The 14,889-nt window shown below is 57.0% G+C and carries 2 protein-coding genes; both read left to right on the top strand.

The annotated features are described in order from the left end of the window. Nucleotides 1–307 precede the first annotated feature (307 nt). The gene (locus FHW16_RS22560) at nucleotides 308–11,053 is read left to right on the top strand and encodes a DUF7507 domain-containing protein (RefSeq protein ID WP_182551538.1); all 10,746 of its coding nucleotides are present in this window, start codon (nucleotides 308–310) and stop codon (nucleotides 11,051–11,053) included. Then, complete coding sequence (locus tag FHW16_RS22565; protein ID WP_246711909.1) at nucleotides 11,050–14,886, top strand: TonB-dependent receptor; 3,837 nt, start codon at nucleotides 11,050–11,052, stop codon at nucleotides 14,884–14,886. The genes FHW16_RS22560 and FHW16_RS22565 overlap by 4 nt, the downstream gene beginning before the upstream one ends. Nucleotides 14,887–14,889 lie beyond the last annotated feature (3 nt).

Here is a 14,889-nt window from a genome sequence, read left to right on the forward strand (position 1 = left end):
AGCAGGGTATTTTTATTCTGATATTTCAGTCAAATAATCAGGGTGTGGCAGAAATGTATACATTCAAATTTTCTATGTAAAAAAGCACGTTGGTAAACGCCGCTTTATATCAATAACTGCTTGACCCCAACTTCTTGGGTGCACTAATACGAAAGTTGCAATCCGTTGATTTGCACAGTGTGGGGCTGGGGGTTTTCAGGTTTTGTATTTTGCTTCGCTTTTCAGCGTTGCAAAGCTGCATCCAAGTAAACTACCTATGGTTGAACATCTTGTATGATCAACTTTAAATTGAGCAGGGTGGGTTTAATTGAGATACAGCGGCGCAAACATCTGCCTGAAATTTAATTCGCGTCTCTCCCTTCTCTTTGCCCTGATACTGGCGCTCTTTAGCGTAGGACTGTCAGAGAGTGCATTTGCGCAGGTTCAGCGCAGCTTCATCAATCAGGGTTTTGAAAGCCCGGCTCTTGGTACAACCGGTTGCTACAAATTGCTCGCTCAGGATCAGGTTCCGGGCTGGAAGACAACACATCCTAACGCTGCGACCGGTGGAGACTGCTCCATCGTTGCCAATCCAACCACCGGCCCGCTAATTGAAATGTGGCGGAGTGGATTTCAGGGGGTGCCTTCAGCAGAGGGTTCGCAGTTTGCTGAACTAAATGCCAACGAATCGTCACGGCTCTACCAAAACGTTTGTCTCGTCAACGGAGAGCAGTTTAGCTGGCGTTTTTCCCATCGCAGGCGCGCAGCGAGCGGCACCGAAAGTCTATCCTTCAACATCGCGCCAACCGCAACGGGTACGCGAACAAACATTACAACGTCAGCTGCCAATGCGGCCGGATGGTTCAACCGAAGTGGAACCTATACCTACAACGGAGGGTCTGGTGTGCAGACCCTGGGTTTTGAGTCCCTGAATGCTGGTAGTTTTGGTAATTTTCTCGATAATATCCAGATTACGCTGACACCTTACATTGAATTTCAGCCTGGAAATGGTTCCGGGGCAGAAAGTATAGCCACAGCGAATCTGCCGACCATTCGCGTTGCGGGTACCCTTACCTCCGCGATCACCGTTCAGGTCACAGTTGCCGGTACGGCAACGCTTGGCACAGACTATACGACACCTTCTGGGACCAATACATTCAGCGTTACAGTTCCGGCCGGTGACTACAATGGCGCGCAAGGCATTGCAACTGGCGTTTCCGTCGTTAATGACACGCAGATTGAGCCAAACAAGACCATTCAGTTTACAATGACGGCCAATCCAGGCTCGTATACCATCGCCGGTACGCAGACCTGCGGTGCGGCTGCAAACGGTTCGGCCACTTACACTATTCTTGATGATGATGCCCGTCTAACCGTCACGAAAGCATTGACTGCCACTCGTGTCGCGGCAGCCGATCAGTTCGCTCTGACGATTGCAGGTTCCAATGGGCCGGTTACAGCTAACACAACCGGTGCCGGGGCAGCCGCGAATGGTCAGGCACAGCTTTCCAATATAGCTGCCGGCAGCGCCTATACACTGTCAGAAGCCATGGCCAGCGGCAGCTCCAGCCCGATTGCCCTGTACGGCGGAACAATAGCCTGTACGAATGCGAGGGTTGGCGGTACGACCGTCTTGCCTTCTGGCGCAGGAACAAGCTTCTCCGTTACCCCAACGGCTGGTGATGACATCACCTGTACCTTCACGAATACGCCCAAGCGCCCATCGATGACGATGGTGAAAAGTGCGGGGACGCCTACGGGAACAACGGCTGGTTCGACTATCCAGTACTCCTTCACCATCACCAATACCGGTGATGTGCCGCTCTCCCCACTTTCCATTACCGATCCCAAGCTGAATGCCGCCGCCACTTGCCCATCTGCGCCGCTGGCTCCGGGTGCTACGGCAGTCTGCACGGGTATTCACACGATCACCCAAGCGGAAATAGATGCTGGTACCGTCAACAACAGCGCAACGGCAACAGGCACACCTCCCGGCGGCGCAACGCCGATCACTACACCGCCCAGCACGACAACCACGTCAATCGCCGCTACCGGTGCGCTGACCGTGCTGAAGGCTGCAGGTGCGCCAAGCGGAAACACGGCGGGGTCGACAATAGCCTATACATTTACTGTCACGAACACGGGCAATGTGGCGCTGAAATCCATTGTCGTCACCGACCCCAAAATTCCGGCTCCCGGTCCGACCTGTCCGGTTACAGAACTGGCACCGAATGTCAGCACGATCTGTACCGGCACGCATACGATCACGCAGACCGAAGTGGATGCTGCCAAGGTTGACAACAGCGCAACGGTGCGTGGTACACCGCCGACCGGCAACCCCGTAACTGCCGGCCCCAGCACGACGTCGACGCCGCTTACCCGCGCCGGATCGGTCACGATTGTAAAGACAGCAGGTTCCCCTACGGGCAATGCTGCGGGTTCAACCGTGGCTTATTCGTTCCGGGTACAGAATACCGGCAATGTGACGCTGACAAATCTGGTCATTAATGATGCCAAGCTTGATGCGCCGGGGGCGACCTGTGCGCAGACGACACTGGCGCCCAATGCGGTCACCACCTGTACGGGCACGCATTCCATCACCCAGGCCGAGATAGACGCGGGAACGTCCAGCAATACCGCAAGTGCCACCACGACTGGTCCTGATGGCAATCCTGTCAACAGCATCACTTCGACGGTGAATACGCCGTTGACACGGTCGGCCTCGCTGACCGTTGCCAAAGTTGCAGGCGCCCCGACGGGCGCTTCAGCTGGTTCGACAATCCCTTATACGTTCACCGTGAGGAACACCGGCAACGTCACGCTCACCGCGGTGGTGATCAACGACGCACAGCTGAATGCAGCGGCGACGTGTGTGGCAACGACACTTGTTCCCAACACAAGCACAACTTGTACCGGGACGCACACGATCACGCAGGCCGAGGTCAATGCCGGAACTTCAGACAACAGCGCAACTGCAAGCGGCGCGCCGCCGACCGGTGGCGCCATAACAAGTCCGCCCAGCACAACCACAACCCCTCTCGCCGGTACGCCGGCTCTGACCGTCGACAAGTCAGCCGGCACTCCGACCAGCAACGCTGCCGGTGGAACGATTGCCTATACATTTGTTGTCAAGAATACAGGCAACGTAACCCTCACATCCGTAGGCATCAATGACGCAAAGCTGAGCAGCCCCGCGACATGCCCGGTAACAACGCTTCAGCCGGGCGACAGTACGACCTGCACAGGCACGCATACGATTACGCAAGCTGAAGTTGATGCAGGAACGGCTGACAATACGGCAACCGCTAACGGCACGCCGCCAACGGGACCAAAGGCGATCAGTGGTCCTGACGGCACGTCCACCCCTTTGACCCGTACGTCATCGATTGCCATTGCCAAGTCTGCCGGTGCACCAACCGGCAACACTCCGGGTTCAACCATCACCTATTCGTTCCGGGTTGAGAATACGGGCAACGTGACGCTCACGACTATCGGGGTCAATGATTCAAAGCTGACGACGGCACCGGTCTGTGCGGTGACCATACTGGCACCCGGTGCAAACACGACCTGCACCGGTACCTATACGATCACCCAGGTGGACATCAATGCCGGCAAGGTCGACAATTCGGCAACGTCAACCGGCACGTCACCGACGGGACCGGTCACCAGCACACCTTCGACAACGTCAACACCGATTACGCAATCAAAATCCATTGCGATTGTGAAGTCTGCAGGTACCCCGACCGGTAACGCCGCCGGCGCGACTGTGCCTTACACATTTACGGTAACGAATACCGGCAATATCACGCTAAGGACCATTGCCATCTCCGATGTGAACCTCGATTCCCCTGGCGCGACATGCACCGTTACGGAGCTTGCACCCGGTGCGGATACGACCTGTACCGGCACCCACACGATTACGCAGGCCGAGGTGAATGCCGGCAAGGTAACGAACTCTGCGACCGTCAACGGAACGCCGCCCTCGGGGCCTGTAATCACAGGTGGACCATCCACCGCCGAGACGCCACTCACCCGTACACCAGCACTGACGGTCGACAAGGTTGCAGGTACGCCGACAGGCAGCAATGCGGGAGCGACGATCAGCTATACATTCAAGGTCGTCAACACAGGCAATGTAACCCTGACCGGACTTGGTATAACCGACCCTAAGTTGAATGCGCCGGGAGCCACTTGTCCTGTCACAACACTGGCACCCGGTGCGGATACCACTTGTACGGGTGTCCATACCGTCACACAGGATGAGGTCAATGCGGGCACGGTCAACAACAGTGCCACTGCGACGGGGACGTCGCCGACCGGAACCGGCGTTACCAGCCCGCCTGATACCACCGCCACTCCGATCACGCGTACACCTGATCTGACCATTCTCAAGACTGCCAGCCCTGCAACGGGTAATCAGGTCGGTGATACGATCACCTATTCCTTCAGGGTCGAGAACACAGGCAATGTGACACTGACGAATGTCAGGGTTACGGATCTTCTGCCGAATGTTGTTCTGGCGGGTGGTCCCATTCCCACCTTCGTGCCTGGTGCCGTCGATACGACAACATTCACGGCCACCTACACCCTCGTTCAAGCGGATATTGAGGCTGGTGTCGTCAATAACAGCGCCACGGCAAAAGGCACGCCACAAGGAGGCGGTGCCGAACTCAGCAGCACTCCATCAACAACATCGACTCCCATCACTGCGGCGCCAGCCCTGTCTCTCGTGAAGCGCGCAGCAGCGCCATCGGGCAACACGGCCCTGTCGACGATTGCCTATAGTTTCACCGTAACCAATACAGGCAACGTCCTCATCACGAACATTACCATCAACGATTCGAAGCTGACGAATGTTGTCTGTAACGCGACCTCGCTCGTACCGGAGGCCGTAACCACCTGTACGGGTACCTACACGATCGACCAGACCGAGGTGAATGCGGGTGTTGTCATCAATACTGCGACAGCCAGCGGGATACCATCGCGGGGCACGTCGCCGGTCACAAGCAATCCATCCAGCACGACAACACCGATTGCAGCCGCGCCAGCCATCACCCTGGTCAAAACTGCGGGCGTGCCGTCCGGCAACACAGCTGGTTCGACAATCTTGTACACTTTCACAGTGCAGAACACAGGAAATCTGCCGTTGACCAATGTCAATGTTACGGACCCTCTGGTTGCCGTTCCCGGCGGGTCGGTATCGCTTGCCCCCAATGCTACACAAGTCTTCACCGCCACCTACGTCCTTACGCAGGCTGACGTTAACAGAGGTGAGGTGGTGAATACCGCTCAAACAAGCGGCCAGACTGCAGGGGGTGCTACGGTCAATGACAGCGACAGTGTTGTCGTCCGTATTACGCAGGCGCCAGCGCTCAGCCTGATCAAAACCCATGGGGCCCCATCCGGCACCAATGCCGGTGCGACGATCCCTTATACATTCACACTGACGAACACTGGCAACCTGCCATTGACCAATGTCACGGTAACCGAATCCCTTCCAGGCGTTGTTTTGACCGGGAATCCGATTGCCACGCTTGCTGTTGACGAGACCAAGACAGTCACCGGTATTTATACGATCACACAGGCCGACATCAATGCCGGGCATGTCACCAACAGTGCGACAGCGTCCGGAACGGACACCAACAGCGCGACAGTGCCGAGTTTACGGAGTTCCACGGATACGCCGCTTGAACAAAAGCCCTCTGTGGCCATCGTTAAGGACGTCGTCGCCGGTACGCCTGCCCAGAACAGGGCCGGTTCAAAGATCGACTATACCTTTGTCGTAACCAACAACGGCAACGTGCCGCTGACCAACATTTCCGTCAGCGACGGAAAGCTGGATGCGACTGCGACATGTCCTGTAACGTCATTGGCTCCCGGTGCTGAAACAACGTGCACGGGCTCGCACACATTGACCCAAGCCGATGTCAATGCAGGCAAGGTAACAAACACCGCGACCGCCGCCGGCGAGACCGCAGGGGGAAATAGCGTTGTCAGCCCGCCGTCAACAGTTGAAAAAACAATTCTGGAAGAGGGCGCACTGGTTACTGAGAAGACCGCCGCGACACCGACTGGCAATACGGCTGGCTCGATTGTCCGTTACACATTCAAAGTGACCAATACCGGGAATATTCCTTTGACGCTCGTCAAGATCGTCGATCCCAAGATCCAACCGATCATCAGCGGCGGCCCCTATACGATGCAACCGGGCGAGGTCCGTTTCTTCACAGCAGATTATACTTTGACGCAAGATGATGCCGAAAGCGGCGCCATCACCAATACGGCTCATTCCACCGGAACCACCCCATCGGGCAAAGAAGTTATCGGTAGTAATTCTACGGCAAATGTTTCGGTTCCTGCAAACGCGGCATTGACCATTGTAAAATCTGCCGGAACGCTTTCAGGCCAGTCGCAAGGTTCGATCCTTCCGTACACATTCACCGTCACCAATACCGGGAATGTGCAGGTAACCGGTATTGTCGTGCATGACGCCAAGATCGCATCGATCACCTGCGACAAGACCACGCTTGATCCGAAGGACGTGGCTCAATGCACCGGCAACTATCCCATCACACAGGCGGACGTGAATGCAGGCGTTATCAACAACACGGCGAACGCTACAGGTACACCGTCGCGGGGTGGGCCTACTGTTACCAGTACCGATTCAGATACCTCAACTCCGATTAAATCTGCCCCCGGTATATCGCTTGACAAGTCCGCTGGAACGCCCACAGGAAGTGTAAAGGATTCGACTGTTCCCTACACATTTACAGTTCGCAATATCGGCAATGTGACGCTGACCGACATTGCTGTCAGCGACAGCAAGCTGACCGTTGCGCCAATCTGTGCCGCAACATCACTTGAACCGGGTATAAGCACCACCTGCACCGGCACGTATACACTGACACAGGCCGATGTGAATGCCGGGACGGTTGTGAACGAAGCCACTGCAACGGGCACGCCGCCGACAGGTTCTGCGATAACTGCCGATGACGAGGCGACTGTTCACATTACAGCCGCACCGGCGCTGAAGGTCGAGAAGTTTGCCAGCGCGCCGTCTGGTAACACCGTCGGTTCGACAATCAACTATACATTCCGGATCGAAAATACCGGCAATGTTACGCTCACGAACGTCGCACTTTCCGATCAGCTCGCCGGCGTGGTTCTTTCCGGCGGACCGATTGCCACCTTTGAGCCAGGGATTGTGGATACATCCACATTTACCGCCAAATATACGCTCAAGCAGGAAGACGTGGACGGGGGTTACGTCACCAATACGGTGACGGGTTCCGGTGCTGCGCCAAACGGCTCCGTGGTCAAGGGTGATGCCACTGTCACGTCATCCATCACACCGGCGGGCGGCATCTCTTTGGTCAAAACTGCCGGGCCGCCGACTGGCAATACAGAAGGCTCGACAATCGCGTACACATTCACGGTGAAGAACACCGGCAATGTGACCTTGAAGAGTATTGCCGTGACCGACACGAAGCTGCTCTCACCACCGGTTTGCGTGGCTACCGAACTGGCGCCGAATGCAACGACGACCTGTACCGGCACCTATACACTGATGCAGCCCGACGTGAATGCCGGCACGGTTAACAATAGTGCCACTGTGAAGGGGACACCGCCTTCTGGACCCGATGTAAGCAACGGCAGCAGCGTTGTAACTCCCATTCCATCTGCGGCTGCAATCAGCGTGGTCAAGACAGCTGGCCCTCCGTCCGGGCATATTGTGGGATCGACTATCGATTACACATTTGCAGTCAAAAACACCGGCAACGTGACCCTCAGGGGCATCACACTGAATGATACGCTGGCTGGCGTCGTGCTGACTGGTGGTCCTATCGATCTTGATCCGGGCAAGGAAGATACAACGACATTCAAGGCCCGCTACACGCTGAAGGACCAAACGGATATTGATGACGGCAAGGTCGACAACGAGGTGACCGCATCGGGCAAGCCGGACAACAGTGCTGCAGTGACGGCTGAAAGCGCAGTTTCAACGCCGATAACGTCTGCTCCGGCCATGACGGTGGAAAAAATTGCCGGCACGCCGTCGGGCAATACGGTCGGATCAACGATTGGCTACACATTCAAGATCACAAACACCGGCAACGTAACCCTGAAGGACATCACGCTTTCCGATCAGATGGCGGGCGTTGTCCTGTCCGGCGGGCCACTTGCAACGCTTAATCCGGCGGCTGTTAATACGACCACCTTCTCAGCTGTTTATACGCTGACACAGGCAGATATTGATCACGGCTCGGTTACAAACAAGATCATCGCAAATGGTCTTACCCCGGACAACAAACCGGTAACCGCCAACGGGCAGGTAACCACGAACATCACAGCGGACGCAAAAATATCGTTGAAGAAGATTGCCGGCGTTCCCAGCGGCAACAAGGCTGGGGACAGCCTTACCTTTACATTCACGGTCAAGAATGAAGGCAATGTCACGCTGAAGAACATTACTCTGGCTGATCCGCTGCTCGGTGCCGAAGTGAAGGGCGGGCCCATCAAGGAGCTCCTACCAACTCAGGAAGACACCACAACGTTTACGGCCGCGTACAAATTCACGCAGGCCGATATCGATGCCCGCAAGATTGAGAACACCGCCACTGTCACTGGTACTCCACCTATGGGCGCAGCTGTGTCTGCATCAAGCACGGCAATAGCGCTGATTGCGGCAACGCCGGCGCTCACCATGGTCAAGCAGGCAACGTCTGGTGATCCTTACACCGCAGTGGGCGGGAAGGTCACGTATCAGTATGTTGTGACCAACACCGGCAATGTCACGATTACTCAGGCCATCTCGGTTACTGACGACAAGATCGCGGCGGTGTCGTGCCCAGCACTGCCAACCGGTGGCCTCGTTCCGAAGGCAACACTGACCTGCGCAGGCACCTATACGGTCATACAGGCCGATCTTGATGCAGGCACGGTGACGAACAAGGCGACTGCAACAGACGGTACCACGACATCACCGGTTGCCACGGCAACAGTCAAGGCCGCTCTGACTGCTGGTCTGAGCGTTGAGAAAAAAGCTGGAACCCCGTCGGGCAATACGGTTGGCTCGACGATCGACTATACATTCGTTGTCAAGAACACCGGCAACGTCACGGTAAAGGGTATCACGCTTGACGACAGTCTTCCGAACATCGTCCTGACAGGTGGACCGATCGATCTGGCACCAGGTCTACAGGACACGACGACCTTCAAGGCACAGTACACACTGACCCAAGCCGATCTCAACACCGGAAAGGTTGTCAATACCGCGACGGTCACCGGCAGTCCGGCCACGGGTGGAAATCCGTTCACCAGTCCGCCGAGCCAGGTAACGACGCCGGTCACGCCGAATGCAGCCCTCACTGTCGTCAAGACGGCCGGTACGCCATCGGGCAACACTGTCGGCTCGACAATCGACTACACGTTCACGATTACCAATACAGGCAACGTGGATCTGACGAATGTCACAGTGGCTGACACGCTTCCAAACGTGGTGCTCACAGGCGGGCCAATCGCACTGCTTACCCCCGGCCAGACGGACAGCACGACGATCACGGCGCGATATGCATTGACGCAGGCTGACCTTGATTCAGGGCAGGTGGCCAATTCGGCTACGGCTTCGGGCACCCCGTCGAGTGGCGGGACGGCGGTGACAAGCGCTCCAAGTTCGACGGTGTCACCGATCCAGCAGAATCCGAAGATTGAGGTCACCAAGGCTGGCAAGATCAACGATGTGAACGGCAACGGCTTTGTCGACGCAGAGGATACGATCACCTATACCTTTGTGGTGAAGAACAGCGGCAACGTCGTCGTCAATGATATTGCACCGCTTGATGCGGGACCGACGTTCAACGGACGTCCGGCAGCCAACAAGCTCAGTGCGTTCTCATCGGGACCCGCAGCTGTCGCACCCGGTCAGAACCATACGTTTACCGCGACATATAAACTGGCCCAGTCCGATGTGGATGATGCCGCAGGTGTGAAGGACGGCGTTCTCAACAAGGCGACTGCACGCGGCTACTACAAGGGCGGCGCAACGGGTGGGACGGCCGTGGATGCGGCCGAGGCCAAGGCGGTTCTTGATCTGCCGGCTGCGCAACCGTCCGATGTGACGATCACCAAACAGGCGGGGCTGCGGCAGATCCGTCGCGGCGAAAAAGCCCCGTTCACCATCAAGGTAACGAACAAGACCAACAGCAATGTGGGCGGTGTCAATGTGATCGACCGCATGCCTTCTGGCTTCCGTTACGTGGACGGCTCGGCGTCGATCAATGGCGTTGCGGTGACGCCTGTCATCAATGGCCTGAATGTTCTGTTCGAAAACATTGCGCTCGGACCGAAGGCCGAGGTTGTCATTCGCCTGCAGATGCTGGCGCTGAGCACGGCGGGTCCCGGCAAGCACGTCAACCGGGCGCGGGTAACCGGCCCGGGCGGCAACACGCTTGCGCCCGAGGCAAGTGCGGCGGTCGAGATCGTGGTCGAGCCGGTCTTCGATTGCGGTGATATCGTTGGCAAGGTCTTCGACGATCTGAACAGCAACGGCTATCAGGACGAGGGCGAGCCCGGATTACCGGGTGTGCGGGTTGCAACGGTTCGCGGCCTGCTGATCACGACCGACAAGTTCGGGCGCTTCCATGTGGCTTGCGCGGATCTGCCCGACAGCCGCATCGGTTCCAACTTCATCATGAAGCTTGATCCGCGCACCCTGCCGACCGGCTACCGTCTGACGACGGAAAACCCGCGGGTCATCCGGTTGACGGCCGGCAAGATGTCGTCGCTGAACTTCGGTGCATCGCTCGGCCGCGTGGTGCGGCTTGATCTGAAGGATGAGGCTTTCCAGTCCGGTAACACCATCCTGAAGGAACAATGGGACAAGGGCATCGACCAGCTGATCGTGGTGCTGAAGGAAAAGCCATCGACCTTGCGCATCAGCTATGTCGCCAACTCCGATACACAGATCGCCAAAGACCGGATGGATGCCATTCAGGAGGAAATCGCAAAACGCTGGAAATCAGCTGGAGGTGACTACGAACTGAATATTGAGACACGCGTGGAGGCAGGCAAATGATCAGGACCCGCGCCAACTCATCCCTTCACGACGTCTCTCGCGTATCGTCAAAATCGTACTGCCTTATGCTGCTTGCCGGTTGTGCCGTCATTGGCGCAGGCTTTGCGGGCAATCCCGCCCATGCACAGGAACAGACACCAAAGCCGGAATGTCTGGATGCGGCCTGCACGAGCGCTTTGCGCGGCAAGGTTCTGGACGACAGTACCGCTGTCAAAGGCGCGCGCATAGCCCCGAACGTCGAACAGGAAAAACCGGGCGAAATCGGAAATATCCCGTTCTCGATCAGTGTTGACGGCGAACCTGTCGTCGAAAGCAAGAAGCCCGAAAAGCCTGGAACAGCGCCGGCAAAGCCAGCGCAGGCCCTTACGGAAAAGACGCCGGATCGTGCACGCAAGGCGGACGTGGGTCTGAGTGCTGTCGACATCCAGGTGAAGTTCGACGGTCTCGATACAAAGCCGCTGCTGAATGTATCGACGACCCCGGTCAGGCGGTCCTACCGGGTGGGCGAACCGGTGCGGTTCCTCGCCACATCCAATTATCCTGCTTTCATCACGCGCTCGGAAATCCGGATTTTTGAAGCGAAGGATCAGATCACCGAGAAGCCGGTTTCTGTTATCCCCGTTGCTGTCAATGGCGAGGCGGGCTGGGTCATGCCGCTGACCAAGAACGATGAAACGCGCTTCAAATATGTCTTGCGTGTCTATGACGACAAGGGCCGCTATGACGAGACCTTGCCGCGCTCGCTCGCGCGCACGGATAGAGAGCTTCCGCCGGAAAATCAGGGCAAGGTAACCGATGCCGTCGCGCCCGGCATGGGTGATGACAACACCGCCTTGCGCAATATTCCGATCTATGGCGGTGCAGTCACCGTTTATGGCCGGAATGTCCCGCAGGGCTATCAGGTGCGGGCGTTGAACGACACGATCCCGATTGACCCTGATCATGCCTTTGTCATGCAGCGTATCCTGCCGCCCGGCGATCACGATGTGGATGTGGCGGTTCTGGGTTCATTGAAGGGAAGCGCGCTCGACTTCAAGCGCCAGATCAACATCCCGAAAAATGACTGGTTCTATGTGGCCATCGCTGACCTTACCGTCGGAAAGCGGTTTGGTGACAAGAACATCGAGACAGTTCGCTCGGGCGAATATGACGATGTCTATACCAAGGGCAGGCTGGCTTTTTACGTGAAAGGCAAAATCCAGGGAAAATACCTTTTGACTGCAGCTGGCGATACCGGTGAGGACAAACTGGAAAACATGTTCCGCGGGCTTGATTCCAAGGATCCGCGGCAGTTGCTGCGCCGGATTGATCCCAACCAGTTCTATCCGATTTATGGTGACGACTCGACCGTGATCGACGATGCGCCGACCAACGGCAAGTTTTTCGTGCGCCTTGACCGGGGTGACAGCCATGTGATGTGGGGCAATTACAAGGCCATCATCAAGGGCACGGAGTTCATGCGCTCCGAACGAGCACTGTATGGCGCAAGCGGCGTGTATCGCTCGGAAGCCACGACGCCCTTTGGCGAGCGCAAAACGGAAGTGACGCTGTATGCGGCGCAGCCCGACACGCTGCCGCAGCGCGACGAGTTTCTGGGAACCGGCGGCTCGGCCTACTTCATGCGCCGGCAGGATATTACCGTCGGCTCCGAAACGGTGACTGTCGAGGTGCGCGATTCCACCACGAACCAGATCATTGAGCGCCGTTCGCTGCGCTATGGCGAGGACTACTCCTTCGACTATCTGCAGGGTGTGGTCATCCTCAAGCGGCCGCTCTCCTCGTCAACGGGGACGACAGGGCCGGTGCGCGAAGGCGCGCTTGGCGGCAACAGGGTCTATCTGATATCGCAGTACGAATTTACTCCCGTGGCCGGTGATCTCGATGGCTATGTCTATGGCGGGCGCGCCCAGAAATGGTTCGATGACAAGGTCCGTATCGGTGTGACCGGCATGAATGAGAACACCGGGCTTGCCAACCAGCAGGCCTATGGTGCCGACATCCAGATCCGCCATTCGGAAAAGACGTTCCTCGAGGCGGAAGTATCTCACTCGAAAGGTCCGGGGTTTGGCTCGTCGCGGTCGACCGACGGCGGGCTTACCCTGAGCGATGTCGATACAACCGGCACCCGCGATCGTGCCGCCATGGCGTGGCGGGCGAAGGGGCAGGTCGATCTGGAGGATATCAGCAAGAGCGGCGTAAAGGGTACTGTTGGTGCCTATTACGAGCAGAAGCAGGCCGGGTTCTCCACGCTTTCCGATCAGATATCCGTGGATCAGCGTATATGGGGTGTCCATGCGGATGTGGACCTCGCCAAGGATACCAAGCTGAACCTTGCCTATGACGACTTTACGGAATCCAATGCCCGCAGCGAGTTCGACGGGCGGGAATTGGGAGGACGAATCAAACGCAAGGGCAGTACGGCCGTCAGCCGGCAACTCGATGAATACTGGAAGGTGTCTTTCGGTGTCACCTACGCGGACCTGTCCAATCCGCGTGCTTCGTCGGTGCGCAAATCAGGCTATAACGGATCGCGTCTCGATGCAGGCGCACGTCTTGAGTATGCCCCGGATGCGGATCACACCTATTACGTCTTTGGCCAGGGAACCCTGACTCATTCGGGCGACATCGACCGTGGCGACCGGATCGGCGTGGGATCGAAATACAAGCTGACTGACAAGATCGATCTCGAGGGCGAGATCTCATACGGCACCAATGGTCTCGGGGCACTGGCGGGAATAGTCTACAATCCGACAGCGGATGACAGCTATTACATCGGGTATCGCCTGGATCCTGACCGCGCCTATGACCTTGAGCGGTCCTATGATCTTTCCGGCGTTGACAAGGGCGCCATTGTTATCGGCGCGCGGCGCAAGTTCGACGAGTACTGGTCGGCCTATGCGGAGAACAATTACGACCTCTTCGGCCGCAGGGATTCTCTGACCAAGACCTATGGTGTTGTCTATACACCTGACAAGCAGTGGACGTTGGATGGCGGCTTTGAAGCGGGAACAATCGAAGATAACACGGTTGATCTGGATACCGGTCTCGACCGTTCCGACTTCGACCGGAAAGCCGTGTCGCTCTCCGTCGGATACAAGGACAACGACAAGATAACTGCCCGCATTCGCGGTGAAGCGCGATTTGAAGATTCAGAGGACGGCACACGCGACAGGAACACATATCTGTTCGCCACGGGTGTGAACTGGAAGACGAATGACAATTGGCGGGTACTGTTCAATGTCGATGCGGTCCTGTCTGATTCCGATTCCAATGCCTCGTTTCGCGATGGCAACTATGTTGAAGCGTCTTTCGGATATGCCTACCGGCCGGTTAACAATGACCGTCTGAACGCCCTGTTCAAATATACCTGGCTCTATGACTCGCCGGGCGAGAACCAGGTCAGTGCCGTGACGGGCGACGAGTACGGACCGTCGCAGCGCAGCCATATCCTGTCGGCGGACTTTACCTATGATCTGTTCCCTTGGCTTTCCGTCGGCGGCAAATACGGCTTCCGCTATGGCGAAGTGCGCCAGCGATTGCTCGAAGGCGACCGCGACAAGTTCGACTCCTGGCAAACGTCCTCTGCGCATCTCGGTATCGTTCGCACCGACCTGCACATCGTCAAGAACTGGGATGGTCTGCTTGAAGGGCGAGTGATGCATATGCCCGAAGCCAAGACCACCGACTTCGGTGCGCTTGTGGCGCTCTACCGCCATGTGGGCGAAAACTTCAAAGTCGGCGTTGGGTATAACTTTGGTTCGTTCTCCGATGATCTGAGAGATCTCACCCTCAATGACCAGGGCGTCTTCCTCAATGTCATCGGAAAATTCTGAGGG

Source organism: Phyllobacterium myrsinacearum (assembly GCF_014138285.1).
Lineage (GTDB): Bacteria > Pseudomonadota > Alphaproteobacteria > Rhizobiales > Rhizobiaceae > Phyllobacterium > Phyllobacterium myrsinacearum_A.